The organism is Gardnerella sialicivorans subsp. sialicivorans (genome assembly GCF_056746795.1).
This window is the reverse complement of sequence record NZ_JBWPXA010000002.1, coordinates 80431-96537: the sequence shown is the minus strand read 5'-3', so window position 1 is coordinate 96537 and position 16107 is coordinate 80431. Positions and strand designations below refer to the sequence as shown.

12 protein-coding genes and 1 pseudogene are annotated in these 16107 nt (G+C 42.4%); 1 reads left to right on the top strand and 12 read right to left on the bottom strand.

Going from position 1 to position 16107, the window contains the following annotated elements; genetic code table 11:
• Positions 1 to 64: 64 nt before the first annotated feature.
• The 11 genes from AC1EKB_RS01565 to map form a co-directional block, all read right to left on the bottom strand.
• A complete protein-coding gene (locus tag AC1EKB_RS01565; RefSeq protein WP_481248652.1) occupies positions 65 to 940 on the bottom strand; it encodes an amino acid ABC transporter permease in 876 nt (291 codons plus the stop codon).
• A 112-nt stretch (positions 941 to 1052) separates the two neighbouring features.
• Positions 1053 to 2018: an ABC transporter substrate-binding protein gene (locus tag AC1EKB_RS01560; RefSeq protein WP_481248651.1), complete on the bottom strand. Its 966-nt coding sequence runs from the start codon at positions 2016 to 2018 to the stop codon at positions 1053 to 1055.
• Positions 2019 to 2248: 230 nt separating this feature from the next.
• Positions 2249 to 3085, bottom strand: coding sequence for an amino acid ABC transporter ATP-binding protein (locus tag AC1EKB_RS01555; protein ID WP_415694789.1), 837 nt, complete (start codon positions 3083 to 3085; stop codon positions 2249 to 2251).
• Between the two features lie 83 nt (positions 3086 to 3168).
• Positions 3169 to 4164, bottom strand: coding sequence for an amino acid ABC transporter permease (locus AC1EKB_RS01550; protein ID WP_481248650.1), 996 nt, complete (start codon positions 4162 to 4164; stop codon positions 3169 to 3171).
• 129 nt (positions 4165 to 4293) lie between these two features.
• The gene (locus AC1EKB_RS01545) at positions 4294 to 5220 is read right to left on the bottom strand and encodes an ABC transporter substrate-binding protein (protein WP_415694411.1); all 927 of its coding nucleotides are present in this window, start codon (positions 5218 to 5220) and stop codon (positions 4294 to 4296) included.
• Between the two features lie 704 nt (positions 5221 to 5924).
• Complete coding sequence (smpB, locus tag AC1EKB_RS01540; RefSeq protein ID WP_004130644.1) at positions 5925 to 6413, bottom strand: SsrA-binding protein SmpB; 489 nt, start codon at positions 6411 to 6413, stop codon at positions 5925 to 5927.
• A 53-nt stretch (positions 6414 to 6466) separates the two neighbouring features.
• The gene (locus AC1EKB_RS01535; protein WP_481248729.1) at positions 6467 to 7783 is read right to left on the bottom strand and encodes a CHAP domain-containing protein; all 1317 of its coding nucleotides are present in this window, start codon (positions 7781 to 7783) and stop codon (positions 6467 to 6469) included.
• Between the two features lie 240 nt (positions 7784 to 8023).
• Positions 8024 to 8947, bottom strand: a complete 924-nt coding sequence (gene ftsX / locus AC1EKB_RS01530; RefSeq protein WP_415694410.1) for a permease-like cell division protein FtsX — start codon at positions 8945 to 8947, stop codon at positions 8024 to 8026.
• A complete protein-coding gene (ftsE, locus tag AC1EKB_RS01525; protein ID WP_481248649.1) occupies positions 8947 to 10236 on the bottom strand; it encodes a cell division ATP-binding protein FtsE in 1290 nt (429 codons plus the stop codon). Before ftsE ends, ftsX begins: the two co-directional genes overlap by 1 nt.
• A gap of 111 nt (positions 10237 to 10347) precedes the next feature.
• Complete coding sequence (gene prfB / locus AC1EKB_RS01520) at positions 10348 to 11469, bottom strand: peptide chain release factor 2 (protein WP_004130635.1); 1122 nt, start codon at positions 11467 to 11469, stop codon at positions 10348 to 10350.
• Positions 11470 to 11562: 93 nt separating this feature from the next.
• Positions 11563 to 12336 carry a type I methionyl aminopeptidase gene (map, locus tag AC1EKB_RS01515; protein ID WP_016785904.1) on the bottom strand — a complete coding sequence of 258 codons (774 nt, stop codon included), beginning with the start codon at positions 12334 to 12336 and terminating at the stop codon, positions 11563 to 11565.
• Positions 12337 to 12427: 91 nt separating this feature from the next.
• Here map and AC1EKB_RS01510 point away from each other — a divergent pair, with 91 nt between their 5' ends.
• A complete protein-coding gene (locus AC1EKB_RS01510; RefSeq protein WP_481248648.1) occupies positions 12428 to 14569 on the top strand; it encodes a M13 family metallopeptidase in 2142 nt (713 codons plus the stop codon).
• 167 nt (positions 14570 to 14736) lie between these two features.
• On the opposite strand, the pseudogene AC1EKB_RS01505 reads toward AC1EKB_RS01510, so the two are convergent.
• Positions 14737 to 15258: pseudogene (locus AC1EKB_RS01505) on the bottom strand (1,4-beta-N-acetylmuramidase); the annotation flags it as partial.
• Positions 15259 to 16107 lie beyond the last annotated feature (849 nt).

Sequence of the window (16107 nt, the reverse complement as noted above, 5' to 3'; positions counted from 1 at the left end):
GTTTCTACTCGTTTTGCAATTATGTTTTGCAATTATGTTTTTCAATTATGTTTTGCAATTACTGCTATCTACTGCTATGAATGCTATCTGCTTTTGCTTCAAATCCTTTGCCAAAATGCTTTTCTAACATAACCTGCAAAACCATCAAAACAGACGTAATCACCAAATACCAAACACTAGCAACAATAAGAAGCGGAATCGGCTTATAAATACGATTAGCAACAGCATTAGTAGCAAACTGAAGCTCCAAAGTAAAAGGAACAGCCAAAACCAAAGACGTAGTCTTAAGCATACCAATAGTCTCATTACCCAAAGGCGGAACAATAATACGCATAGCCTGAGGCAAAACAACCCTACGCATAGTCAAAGACCTACCCATACCCAAAGCCTTAGCAGCCTCAACCTGACCAGCATCCACAGCCTCCAAGCCAGCACGAACAATCTCCGACAAATACGCAGCCTCATTAAGAGACAAACCAATAACAGCAGCATTCAAAGAAGTCATAACAACATTAGAATCAATCGAGAAAAACTCAACAGACGTAAACGGAACACCCAAACTCAACTTAGGAACAAGAACCGCAAACATACCCCAAAAAACAAGCTGCGTATAAACAGGCGTACCACGGAAAAACCAAATAAAGAACCAACTCACACCACGCAAAACAGGATTAACACTCTTACGCATCATAGCCAAACAAACAGCCAAAACAATCGCAATAACCATAGAAAGCAAAGTCAACAACAAAGTCCAACCAATACCAGCAAGAACATTCTCGTTAAAAATGTATTTCCAAACGATTGCCCACTCAAATCGAGGATTTGTAGCAATTGAATACACAAGAGCACACGCTAGAATCGCAACAATAATGCCAGATATAATATGTCCAGGTTTTTTGACTGGCAAAATACGCTCGTTGTTGTTATTTTTAGCACTCATGTTTTTAATCCTACTCTAAGCATACAAAGTTTCTACTAGCAAATATTAAACAGCTAAATCAATCATATAAAGCATTCATATAAAGCATTTAGCAAGGCAAATCACACAGGAATCACACTTTTGGATTTACTTCTGGGTGCTTAATCATAACGTCTTCAACACCCCAAGCCTTCATTATTTCTTGATACGCGCCCGTTTGTATTAGCTTTTCAATACCAGCTTTTATTGCTTCTACAAGCTGAGTATCTCCTTTTTGAGCAATAATACCCATAAGAGCTTTATCGCGGCTTTTACCCAATGGCTCTAGCTGTCCGTCCGTTTGCTCAATCGCAAAACTAGAAACAGGAGTATCGGCATACATAACGTCTGCGCGGCCTGCAACCACTGCAGTCGTAGCATCCGTTTGCTCTCTAAACGCAAGAACGTCTAATGGTGCTTTTTTACTTAACTTGCAAACATCTCTTGCGTCATACATTTGAGTTTCGCTTGTTGTTCCAACTTGAACAGACACTTTTTTACCGCATAAGTCGTTAAGATTCACATTTGTTGGATTGCCTTTTCTAACAACAAAAAGCAAACCAGCATCCGCGTACGTTACAAAGTCAACCGACTTTTCTCGCTCTTTGCTAACTGTAAATCCCGAAACACCAATATCGAATTTACTTCCAACAGATGGCAAAATCGCGTCAAATGGCGCGTGAACAATGCGAAGCTTTAATCCCATTAGTTTTGCTAGCGCTTTGTTTAAGTCTATTTCGTAGCCTACAACCGTTTTTCCATCTATAGCATAAAATCCTGCTGGCGCATATCCAACGTTAGTACCCATTACAAGCTCGCCACTTTCAACAAGCTTTTTTGGCAACATTGCAGCAATACTTTTATCTTTTTTAATACGATTAACGTCGTAACTGCGCGCTAAAAGAGGATCCGGCCCAACAGCATCGCTTGTTCCGCAGGCACTGGAAAATCCTAGTAAAGATAGCGACGTAAACGCAGCAACAAATCTTAGCCAACGAGATATACGAACGCCGTTCTTACTATGCGAGTTTGATTCGCATGAAGAACATGCATCACTCATACTAATCTCCGAATAAATTGGATGGAATATTCAAACAATGAACAACTTTACACTATGTTTGTTATTACACAAACACGCTAAACATTGCGCAAGATATTCTTTGCGTAAAATTGTTTGAATAATAGTGCTAATCGAAATAAAAAGGCTGCAGCAAACACCACAGCCATAAATTATTCATGATTTTACGCAAAATGCCTTAACTTTTACGTATTTACATTTATATGTTAAGCTTACAAAACGTTGTGCAGAAAATCCTTGAATCTTTCAGTTTGAGGATTATCAATAATCCCAGACGTTCCACATTCAACAACTTTTCCGCCATCCATAAACACAACCTGATCTGCAACTTCTCTAGCAAAACCAATCTCGTGAGTTACAACAATCATTGTCATTCCATCGTTTGCCAAGTCGCGCATAACATTAAGCACTTCTCCAACAAGCTCTGGGTCTAGCGCAGACGTAGGCTCGTCAAAAAGCATGATTTCTGGCTTCATAGCAAGCGCGCGAGCAATCGCAACGCGCTGCTGCTGTCCGCCAGAAAGTTGCGAAGGATAATGATCTACGCGATCCGCCATTCCAACGCGCTCAAGCTCTTTAACCGCTAAATCGTGAGCTGCAATTTTATCCATATGTAAAACGTGAACTGGAGCTTCCATAACGTTTTCAATAGCAGTCATATGCGGGAACAAGTTAAAACGCTGGAACACCATTCCAAGCTTTGCGCGCTGCGCTGCGATTTCTTTATCGTTTAACGCTTGCAAAGCTTCTTTTCCATTACGAACAACAGTTTTTACACCAATGCGCTCGCCGTAAATGGTGATTTTTCCAGATGTGATTGTTTCAAGCTGGTTCACTAATCGCAGCAAAGTTGACTTTCCACTTCCCGAAGGACCGAGTATAACTGTTACACTTCCTGGCTTTACAGTCATATCAATACCCTTAAGAACTTGCAAATTGCCAAAGCTCTTATGCAAATCGCTTATAACTACAGCTGGAACATCATCATTATGATTCTGATCTTGTACGCTTTGTACGTCTTGCTCTGTAACTGTTAGATTATTTGTCATTTTTCCTCAAATCTAATAAAAACTAATGGAATTTTACCATTTATAATGCACTTATTTATGCTTGCATTATGCAATCAATACGACTATGCGTTAAATCCAAGCATTGTTGCATTATTGCGACCATTTACAGCATCGCTAGCAGCTTTAATGGCTTTATCTCCACGCTTTGCAGCATTCGAGTTGATTTGCGTATTTTTTACAATGTCTTTTGCTTCGAATCCTTTGCCAAAATGCTTTTCCAACATAACCTGCAAAACCATCAAAACAGACGTAATCACCAAATACCAAACACTAGCAACAATAAGAAGCGGAATCGGCTTATAAATACGATTAGCAACAGCATTAGTAGCAAACTGAAGCTCCAAAGTAAAAGGAACAGCCAAAACCAAAGACGTAGTCTTAAGCATACCAATAGTCTCATTACCCAAAGGCGGAACAATAATACGCATAGCCTGAGGCAAAACAACCCTACGCATAGTCAAAGACCTACCCATACCCAAAGCCTGAGCAGCCTCAACCTGACCAGCATCCACAGCCTCCAAGCCAGCACGAACAATCTCCGACAAATACGCAGCCTCATTAAGAGACAAACCAACAACAGCAGCATTCAAAGAAGTCATAACAACATTAGAATCAATCGAGAAAAACTCAACAGACGTAAACGGAATACCCAAACTCAACTTAGGAACAAGAACCGCAAACATACCCCAAAAAACAAGCTGCGTATAAACAGGCGTACCACGGAAAAACCAAATAAAGAACCAGCTAACACCACGCAAAACAGGATTAACACTCTTACGCATCATAGCCAAACAAACAGCCAAAACAATCGCAATAACCATAGAAAGCAAAGTCAACAACAAAGTCCAACCAATACCAGCAAGAACATTATTGCTTATAAGATAAACTCCAACAACATCCCACTCAAATCGCGGATTTGTGACTATAGAATAAAGCAGCGAGCATGCGAGTATAGCTACGATTACGCCAGCTACGATTGGTCCAGGATTTTTGACTGGCAAAATACGCTCGTTCCCTTGCGAATTTTGTAAAGGCTTTTTAGTTAAACTGTTAAACATACTTTCTCCATAAAGGCTTTTGTTTGCAACATATGCAAATCACTAACTAGCAATCACTATAGATTAAATACAAAAATTGGCGTGCGATTTTACTTATGCAGTAACTGTAAACGCACGCCAACTTTAAGATCATACTTCTGGGTTTACTTGCGCTTCCTTAATGGCAACGTTTTCAACACCCCACTTCTTTAGAATGTCTTTGTAAACGCCATTCTTCATAAGCTTATCGATTGCGGCCTTAATAAGCTTTAGCATCTTAGCATCGCCCTTCTTAACGGCTGCACCCATTGGCTCCGCATCGTTGCTGCTTTCTAGAATCTCTAGCTTTCCATCGTTCTTTATTGCAGCATATCCAGCAACAGGAGTATCGGCATACATAACGTCTGCGCGGCCAGAGAGCAAAGCTGTAGTGGCATCTGTTTGATCCTTAAAGCTTAGGATTTCTAGCGGCTTATTGTTATTCGCCTTGCATTGCTTTTTGGCTTCTTCCATAATCGGCTCGCCAACAGTGCCAGTTTCTAATGTAACTTTTTTGCCGCAAAGATTCTTTGTATCTACTTTAGTTGGGTTTCCTTTACGAACTTCAAAAGATAAGCCAGCGTTTGCGTACGTTACAAAATCAACAGTTTTCATACGCTCAGCGTTTACTGTAAAGCCCGAGATTCCAACGTTATATTTGCTTCCGATTGCTGGAATAATGGAATCGAATTGAGCGTGCATAATCTTTGCTTTTAAGCCCATCAACTTTGCTAGCGCTTTAGAAAAGTCAATTTCGTAGCCGACTGGAGTTTTGCCATCTGCAGCGAAGAATTCTGCTGGAGCATAGCTCACATTTACGCCAACAGTTAGCTCGCCAGTTTTTGCAACGCTTTCTGGAACAAGCTTTGCAATCTCTTCGTCTTTTTGAACTTTGCTTACATCGTAGCTGCGTGCCACATCTGGGTCTGCTGCTTTAGAATCAGCAGGGCCGCAAGCGCATGTGCATCCAATCAATGCAAGAGTTGCAATTGCAGCAATTGGCTTAGCGAGCATAAAAATCTTATTTGACTTAAGCATTTTCTTCTCCTGTTCAATCCTTCAGTCTTAAAGAATAAATAACTTATAATTTACAGTGATATGCATGACTATACACGATATCGCTACTAAATTGCGATTATTAAAATACAAAAACTGAATATTCATAAATTGCCATACATGAATATGCTAAAAATCAGCAAAAAATAACGAATTACAAAATCAAAAAGCCGTATATTATTCGTAAAAATGAATAATATACGGCGTGTCGCTTATAGAACCACTACAAAGTTGTACGATTACACTAAGCGATGTAGAGATTCGAGATTTTTCGCACTGAATGAGATGAACCTCAGCATCTTTGATGGTGATTCATCGAATGAAGAAGAAAAATCGAGAATCTCGGTGATAAAAACCACGCAAAAGTCCTAGATATTCAGAAGGTTTGATGTATTTCTATACGAGCAATAAATAGCGCCATACTGAGGCCTTGGAATATTAACGTTCATAAGACCCCCGTAAAGGAGCGCGTCACTTGCGAGGAGAGAAATACTCAAACCTCGCGCAACTCCAAGCAAGGGAACCGCGCTACGCTCTAAGCGCTACGGCAGGTCATGTCGTTCGCGCGGTCTAAGCGCGCGAACGTCTTCGCCGCGCAGAAGCAGTGCTTCTGCTTTGAGCGGCTCAGCGCTCCGAATTACCTTTTCGCGCTACGCTCTAAGCGAAAAGGTAGGTCGGAGCGCAAATCACCTAGATTGCATATTCTTGTATCGCATAGCGCGCAATGCCTCGCGCTTATCTTGTTCTTCGCGCAGAGCTTGACGCTTATCGTACTCTTTTTTGCCTCGCGCCAAAGCAATCTCAACTTTAGCGTAGCTGCCCTTAAAATAAATTCTCAAAGGCACAATCGTATAACCTTTAGCTTCAATTTGCCTAGAAAGCTTAGCAATTTGAACAGCATGAAGAAGCAGCTTACGCTTGCGTTTTGGCGCATGATTATTCCACGTTCCATTTAAGTATTCAGGAATATTCGCGCCTTCTAGCCAAATCTCACCACGCCTATCAATATTTACAAACGCTTCAGCTAAAGAAGCTCGGCCTTCTCGCAAAGACTTAACTTCGGTTCCAGTAAGCGCAATACCTGCTTCGTAGCAATCTTCAATCGCATAGTCGTGATTAGCTTTTTTATTTCTTGCAACAGTTAAAGTACCATCTGAACCAGGTTTTTTATCCAAATCACACCAACCTAAATCGAATCATACCTAAATCAAATCATAAAAATTAAAAATTAATAGTGAACATACTCATAGCTGCCAGCATTGCTGATAGTCCTATAAGACGGGAAAGTTGCAAACCCAACGCCACCTTCGGATATAAGCACGGAGCCATCGGAATTTACGCGCTCAACAACAGCAACGTGACCATACGTAGGGTCGGATCCAGCAGCACCTCTAGAAAACACCATAACGGCACCAACGTGTGGAGTGCGATTTACAAGATAACCGAGTCGACGCCCAGAATTTGCCCAATCTGCGCCGTTTCCCATAAACGACCCAACAGGCAATCCAAGCTGCGACCTACGCAAATACGCCCAAAGCGTGCATTGGCGAGCAGGGTATGCAGAACCTCCAGCAGTATTACCAGTATTATGACCGTAGCAATTACCAGAACCAGCAGGGCAATTGCCAGGAACTGAGTAATTCATGCCACTTGCAGCACCATTAGAAAGAGGCAACGCAGGCAAATAAGGCGCACTCCAACCGCCACCGCGCATTTGTTGGCGATTAGCGTTTGGATTCATGCGAGCTGCAGCAGACGCAGCCAAAGCCCTAGCTTGAGCGTCGATTTGAGACTTTAACGCAACGATTTCTGTAGCCTCACGAGCTGCGCGAGATGTAAGACTGCTTTTTTGGCTTTCCAGCTGCTTTCTAAGAGCACTTCCCTGGTCTCTCAGATTTTGCAAAGAACGCTGCTTATCTATAGCAGCTTTTGCTGCAGCTTGCGCGCTTTGTGCCTGGTCTTGAGCTTTTTGCTTTAGTTTTTGAATCTCATCTTCTATAGCAGCCAAACGCTGACGCCTATTCATCGAGTTGCTCAAATTAACAGCAGCATCGTTAGCAGCATTCGCTTCACTACGAACAACAGCAGCTTCCGACTGAAGCTTTCCAACAAATTGCTCTGTAGTTGTTGAATTGGTTACCATAGCCATTACGTTAGAAGCGTTTGAACCGTGGAAACTTTTCCGCGCAAGCGCAGCCACAGCAGCCTTTGCGTCGTCAAAATCTTCGCCAGTTTTTTTAATCTTTTCTTCCAAATCGCGCTTATCTTTTTGAGCAGATTGCAAACGTTGATTTGTTGATTCAACAAGACTCATTGCTTGTTGCGCTTGATCTTGAGCCTGTTGAGCTGCTCGAATCTGGTTTGGAATTTGATGCTCGTTAAGATCATTAAGCTCTAAAATCTTATCTGCAAGCTGCTTACTAACTCCAGCCAATTGCTTTTTAAGAGCCGCATTACTTTGCACTTTTCTGTTGTAATCTTGCATTGTTACAGCATTCGCACGCAAAGGAGTATACGCAAGTAGAATAGTAAATGCAGAAAGCATAAGAACACCTAGCGCAATCACGCTAGTAACAACGCGTTTAGAATAGTAAAAATAGCATCCTTTGCTTTCAAACTTTCTACCCAACTTGCTTTCCTTTCAACCTTTACAAGCACTAATGCGAATTATACATTGAAAATCTTATTAATCGTAAGCGTTTCAAACCAATCTTAAGTTTTATATCACTTATATTTAGACGATTTATTTAAGACGATTTGCTTATAACAATTTATTTAAGACAATTTACGCTTGCAAATATCGTCTCAAAGCAAACGCAGAGGCGATTATTGAAAGCAAAACAGCTCCAATAACCAACACTGGAACAGTCATCCAAACAGTTGCTTGATTAACAAACGGCATCCAACGGACGTTTTGTGCGAGCCAATCCGTAATAAACACTTTAACAACAACACTTAGCGCGCAACCCGATAGCAAAGAGCCTATAAGAGAAGCAAACGCTCCCTCTAGAATAAACGGCATGCGAATTGTCCAATTAGAAGCGCCAACAAGTCGCATAATCTCCGTCTCTTGCTTTCTAGAAGCCGCAGACATGCGAATCGTAGTGCCTGTAAGCATAATCGCTACAACAACCATAACTGCAGCAAGCACAATAGTCACAGCTGTTGCGTGATTCAAAACACTAAACACGGGGTCAAAAATCTGCCTTTGGTCCACAACTTCTTCTACGCCTTCACGACCAGAAAGAACCTCGGAAACAACTTGATATTTTGTTGGATTTGTAAGCTTTAGTCGCAATGAATCTTGCATATCTGCAGCTGTTAAAGTGCGGCCTTGATATAAGCCATTAGGATATTGCTTAAGAAAAGTGTTCTTGTAAAACTCACTTCTGCTAACGTAAGTTATGTTTGAAACGTCTGAGCCAAGTTCTTGGTTAATAATGTTTTCTAACTTTACGATTTCGCTCTTTGTTGGAGCTTTTCCAGAAGCGCAAGATGCTGCCTGACTCGTGCCATCTGGGCAAAGCCACGCAACCACTTCTACTTTGTCGTACCAATCGCCCTTAGCTTTTGTGATTTGCGCTTGCATAAGAACAGATGCGCCTATAAACAAGAACGATATAAACGTAACGAGCATTACCGAAATAATCATAGAAACGTTTCTGCGTAAACTAATCCACGTTTCGGAGAATATGAATCGCAATCGCATTACTCGTCTCCTTCGTTCTTAAGATTTTCGCTATTATTGACTTCTGTTTTATTGACTTCTGTTTTATTGACTTCTGTTTTATTCGCTTCTGTTTTATTCGCTTCACTATCGCTAGCTTTATTATTAGAGCTTGTTTCATTCGACTCGTCAACGCTACTGACATCACCATTATCTTCTGACTTTTTTGCAGGAGGAGCAGGCGGAATCGAAAGCCCACGCCCCCAAGTCATAGTTGTTTCTAAAGGCTGAAAAACCTCGCCATATCTACCCGTTCTGCCAGAATGAACAGATTGCGCAAGACGAGCAATGCCATCGTTATTTTCGGACCCATTTTGCAAAGTTTGAGCAACAGCATCCATTGCCTTTTTTGCTTGAACTGCACGCTTTGCACGTTTAGACATAAAACGATAATTTTCTTGCGACTCGTCAAAACCATTTGCATTTATAGACGATTGACTATTAGCATTTGAGCTAGATTCTGCATTTGATTCGGCATTTGAACCGCCCTTAGAATCAGCAACAGCAGCACTAATGGAGTCTCCTTCTACAGCTTGCTGAGCTTTCGACTTTTGCTCAACATCTGCGTCTGGGAAGTAAAGCGCAGAATCGTAAGAACCTTCGCGCTCATCTCGCACAATATGACCAGAATGAAGCTCCACAACGCGCTTTCGCATAGAGTTAACAATTTCCTCATTGTGCGTAGCCATAACAATCGTAGTACCAGTGCGATTAATGGCGTCCAAAACTTCCATAATTCCAAGCGAAGTTGTAGGATCCAAGTTTCCAGTAGGCTCGTCTGCAAGAAGAATTTGCGGATGATTAACGTACGCGCGCGCAATGGCAACTCGCTGAGCCTCTCCACCCGAAAGCTCGTGCGGATAATTATTCTCCTTGCCAGTTAAACCAACTGTTTCCAAAACTCGCGGAACAAGCGACTTAATCGTAGAGCGGCTCGTGCCAATAACCTCTAGTGCAAAAGCCACATTTTGATACACAGTTTTATTATTAAGCAGCTTATAATCCTGAAAAATAAAGCCAAGTGACCTTCTATACTGCGGAACCTGGCGATTTACCAGTCGCCTCAAGTCGTTGCCAGCAACGTGAATCTCGCCTTTTGTGGCTTCTTCTTCTCGCAAAAGCAAACTCAAAAGCGTTGTCTTACCAGACCCAGAAGCGCCCACAAGAAACACAAAGTCGCCGCGATTAACGTCTAAAGAAATATCGTCCAAAGCGGGGCGTGTGCCCTTAGGATAAATCTTCGACACATGTTCTAGCGAAATCAGAGACATATCTGCATTTTCCTTTACGAACTATTGAACGATATTCTTTACTTTTTACTATCTTATAGATTGTTTTTGATTTTAGGCGCTTTACGCTAAGTCAAAACAACCTAGACGCAATTATCCGCGCTTTGCAGCAACTCGCTGCTCGTGCCTCCATCGAATGCCAGCTTCAATGAAACCGTCAATATCTCCGTCAAAAACAGCTTGAGTTTGCGAAGTTTCGTAGCCTGTGCGCAAATCCTTTACCATCTGGTATGGGTGAAGAACGTAGGAGCGCATCTGATCTCCCCAACTTGCCTTAATATCTCCAGCAAGCTCCTTCTTTTTAGCAGCTTCTTCTGCATGCTTTAACACAAGCAAGCGCGATTGCAAAACTGCCATTGCAGCGGCACGGTTCTGAATCTGGCTGCGCTCATCTTGCATAGAAACAACCAAACCAGTAGGCAAATGCGTAATGCGAACAGCAGAATACGTAGTATTTACGCCTTGTCCGCCAGGGCCAGACGCTTGGAAAGTATCTACACGAATGTCGGAATCTGGAATGTCAATATGATCCGTAGCTTCAACAAGTGGGATTACTTCCACTGCGCTAAAGCCAGTTTGACGCCTGCCTTGATTATCGAATGGAGATATACGAACCATTCTGTGAGTTCCGCCTTCTACAGAAAGACGACCATACGCGTATGGAGCATCCACCTGGAAAGTCGCAGATTTAATACCAGCTTCTTCCGCATAAGACGTGTCCATCATCTTAGTTTTGTAGCCATTTCGCTCTGCCCAGCGCAAGTACATTCTAAGAAGCATTTGCGCAAAATCAGCCGCATCTACGCCACCAGCGCCAGATCGAATAGTAACTACAGCTGCACGCGCGTCGTATTCTCCGTCAAGAAGAGTTTGCACTTCCATATCGTCAAGCTCGTGAGCAATAGCGCCAAGCTCCTCTTGAGCCTCGCTCATAGAATCGGCATCGCCTTCTTCTTGCCCAAGCTCAATCAAAGTTTTAGCATCTTCAATGCGCTGATCTACAGCTTGCAAACGCTTTAATTGAGACTGAGCTGCCGAAAGCTTACTAGTAACTTGCTGAGCGTGCTCAGAATCGTCCCAAAGTCCAGGCTGTGCAGCTTGCTTTTCTAAATCTGCAATCGTAGACTTAAGCGAATCAATATCTATTGCTTTAGAAATCGAAGAATACTTTGCTTCAACATCATTTAACGCTTGAGCAAAATCAAATTCCGCCATTTACTTAAAGTACCTCTTTATGTTTTATTATGTTCGTTTTACGCAATTACTATTTAACGCTATTTAACGCTTTACACAATTACTATTAAAAGTTTAGCGAACAGTCAAAATCTCTGGACCATTCTCTGTAATTGCAATCGTATGCTCACTATGAGCACCGCGCGAACCGTCAGCAGATCGAAGAGTCCAACCGTCTTTTGGATCTTGATAAATCTCGTCAGTAGTCTTTAAGAACCACGGCTCAATCGCAATAACCAAGCCTGGGCGAAGCTTGTAGCCGTGGTGAGCTGTGCCATCGTTAGGAACGTGCGGATCGCCATGCATAATATGGCCAACTCCGTGGCCGCCAAACTCAAGATTTACGCTGTAACCATACTCGTGAGCAACGCATCCAACAGCTGCAGAAATATCGCCAAGACGGTTGCCAGGCTGAGCCATGTTAATGCCAGCCTCGAGTGCTTCCTCCGTGCACTTAATCAAGCGCAAATCTTCTGGATCTGCATGCTTTCCAACAACAAAGCTAACAGCAGAATCTCCAACCCATCCGTCAACGTTAATCGCTAAGTCAAGCGTTAGCAAATCGCCGTCTTTAAGGTTGTAATCAAAAGGAACGCCATGAAGAACAGCATCGTTTACAGAAGTGCAAATGTAGTGCGCAAAAGGACCAGTTCCAAAATCAGGAGCGTAATCAACATAGCAAGAAGATGCACCTTTACGGCTCATAATGCGTTGGCGAACAAAGTCATCAATCTCAAGAAGATTTGTTCCAACTTTTGTCATTGCTTGTAAATCTTTAAGAATACTACCAACGAAGCGACCCGCAGGCTTCATAGCTTCAATCTCGGATGGAGTTTTAAGTTCAATCATGATTTAAGACTAACGCGCAGGCACGAAAATAGCACAAAATATGGCGAAAATACTAGCCAATGATGTCGCTTAATACTTGTAATCTAGGCACATGCCTAATAACAATGAAAATAATAATAACAATAATAAAGAATCGCAGAAGGAAATTTCTGCTGTAAATTTTGACCCAGCTTCCTTCTCTTCGGTTATTCGACCACAAGACGATTTATTCCGTTACGTAAACGGTCCTTGGATTGACACTTACACTCTTCCAGAAGACAAACCAATGTTTGGTGCTTTCTACAAGCTTGCAGAAGATGCAGAAACGCAAATTCGAGATATTTTAGAAAGCGAAGATTGCCCAGCCAAAAAGTCGCGAATCTTATACCACAACTATTTAGATACTGCATCTATTGAAAAAGCTGGAATTACGCCAATTAAGAGCGATTTAGACGCTGTTGATGCAGTCAGCAGCAAAGAAGACTTAGTTCGCACTATTGCTTCTCTTACTCCATACGGCGGTCCAAATGCAATGTTTGCTTTTGGCGTATGCGGAGACCCTAAAGACCCTAAGACGAATATTATGCACATTGAGCAGGCTGGATTGGGCTTGCCAGACGAAGCATACTATCGCGAAGATAATTACGCTCCGATTCGCGCTGAATACGTAAAAATGGTAGCAAAGTTGCTGCGATTAGCTGGTTACGGAGATGCCACTACTACAAGCGAGCAATCGGAACGTTTCTTGAAGGTTGAGACGCAAATCGCAAACAACCATTGGGATAATGTAGCAACACGCGATTCTCAAAAAACTTATAATCCTTACGATTATGAAGATTTGGCAAAAACGCTTGAAGCGTTAAATCTTGACGCCTTCTTAGATGCTGCTCAAAAAGCTTACGATAACTCGGAAGAAGCAAAGAATCAGCCAATAGATTTTCGCAAAGCTTTTAACAAAGTAGTAGTTCACGAGCCAAGCTTTATAGAAGGATTGAATAAGATTTGGCAAGAAGCGAACTTAGAAGATCTAAAGCTTTGGGCACGCGTGCACGTGATTTTGTGCTGGGCAAGCATGTTAAGCGAGGACTTTGCACAAGCGCGATTCGACTTCTACGGCAAGGTGCTTTCTGGCGCAACCAAGCCGCGCGACCGCTGGAAGCGCGCAATCGGAGTTGTTGACGATGCTTGCGGCGAAGAAGTTGGCCGCGAATACGTGCGCCTGCACTTCCCTGAGTCTTCTAAAAAGTACATGGAAGGCTTAGTTAGCAATCTTATTAACGCATACCGCGTATCTATTTCTAACAGCAGCTGGCTTGGCGAGGAGACTAAGGCAAAGGCTTTGGAAAAGCTTAGCAAGTTTGAGCCAAATATTGGTTACACAAATCATTGGATTGACTACTCTGCGCTAAATATTAAGGAAGACGCTGGCTTAATTGAGAATATGCGCGAAGTTTCTCGATTTGTGTTTGGTAGGTATACTGCAAAAGCTGGAGAACCTGTGGATCGCGAAGAGTGGCAGATGACTCCGCAAACCGTAAACGCTTACTACGATCCACTGCTTAACGTAATCGTGTTCCCAGCTGCGATTTTGCAACCTCCATTCTTTAGCCCAAGTGCTCCAGACGCAGCAAATTACGGTGCTATTGGTGCAGTAATTGGCCACGAAATCGGCCACGGTTTTGACGATCAAGGTTGCGAATACGATGGGGACGGCGTGCTTAACAATTGGTGGACTGAAGAAGACAAAACCAACTTCACTGAGCGCACTAAAGCGCTTATTGAGCAATACAATGCTTTTACTCCAACGCAGCTTATTGTTAAGTATTCTCACTTAAAGAGCAAAGAAGAGCGCAATGCAATGCCTCACGTAAATGGCGCTTTAACAATCGGCGAAAATATTGGCGATCTAAGCGGCGTAACTATTGCACTTAAAGCGTACGCTTTTGCTTTGCAAAAGAGCAATGGGCAAGAGATTGACGGAAGTGACGATGCGATTCGCGAAACTTTGCTTAACGCTCCTAAGGTAGATGGCTTCACTGCTTTGCAACGATTCTTCTTAAGCTACGCGCTTGTGTGGCGTTCAAAGTCTCGTAACGAGATTGCGGAGCAATACCTTCAAATCGACCCACACTCCCCTGCAGAGTGCCGCACTAACGGCATTGCGCGCAACGTTGACTTGTTCTACAATGCATTCGACGTTAAAGAAGGCGACGAGATGTGGCTCGACCCAAGCGAGCGCGTACACATTTGGTAAATCGCAACATTTTGTAAGTCGCAAATAATATAAACAAATAATATAAACAAAAAAGCCTGCAAACGTTTAATACGTAAGCAGGCTTTTTATATGATTCTTTTTATGTTTATGTGACTTGCTAATCAGACCAAATAATCAGACCAAATAATCAGACAAGCTAATCAAACTCACACGCCAAAGGCGTATGTCTTAACATCCGACAAGTTGCCGTTCTGATCATATGCCTCAAAATGAGTCCAATAGATACCTGGACGTGGGCTCCACAAAGCCCAAGGACCATCAAATCCTTCAACCCACTGCTTAGCGTTGTAATCGTAGATCTTAATCTTGGTAGAACCATTAGGATTATTAGTAGTTGCGCCAAGAAGAACACTATTACCCTGCCATGCAGCGTACGTTCCAGCAATAACAGTCTGACTTGGAACCGTGTAGTGGAAAGCAATTGTCTTCTCTAAAATAACTTTCTTGGTAGAAGGATCGCGTACTTCGCAATGCAACCAATAGTCGCCTGGCCTTGTAACCCAAGAAGCCCAGTTTCCAGTACTCCAATCAGCAATAGTTGCCCACTGCTGAGTACTCAAATTGTAAGAAAGCCAACGATACTCAAGAGTCTTATTGCTATATGCGTTTGCACCAACAGCAATGTCGTTGTCTCGAATAATCCAAGCAAAATCAAGATGAGGAGTGCTATCTAGCTTGCCGTCTTCATAGTCGGTATCTCCAACTTGAGTTGAAAATGTTAAAGCAGATACTCTGTGGTGAGGGCCGCCGGGAGCTTCGCCATAGCCGAAGGAAATGTTTTCTGGGTTCAAAATTTGATATAAGTGAGCGTTATAACCGTTTATCATGCCATTAGCTTGACGTAATTGGGATTCCTCTTCGTGTGCCCAATCATACATAGATTCTTTCGCATTTTCGCCCCAAGCAAGGTTCTCGCCCCAAGCCTTACGACCAGTGTAGTCTGGAGGATTTACGCCGTCTGCCGCCAAATGATCAATCTGTCCATGCTTAGCAGTTTCTGCTGCGCGACGATACGCATCTTCTTCGTTTGCGCGATCGTAGCGAATACCATCAATATATTGCTCTTTTGTAAGACCCTTAGAAGCAACATAATCTGCAAGAGGCATACCGTTCATGAGGGTAACGCCATCTTGATAATACTTTAAGCGCAAATTACGTATTTCGCCTAAAATGTAGCTTGCGAGTTTATCGTCCTTAATCTGCCAATTTGTATTAACATTAGCAACACTGTTGTTTGGTAAATCAACCAATGCGCTAGCAGATACTGCAGTAGATCCAATCATTGCCACGCAAGCAACAGCCGATGTTGCAACAGCTAGGCATTTCTTTACAGAAAACACATGCAACTTATTCCACATAAGTGTAGTCCTCTCTCGTATACGAACATAACTATCTCTTAGCAATTTTATGTTCAGCATTACAGTAAGTAGAAGTAAATAAAATCTAAGCTCACTCTATGCTAAACAAAACAAAAACCGCTCCTTTAAGTATACCAATCTACATATATTTTTTAGACT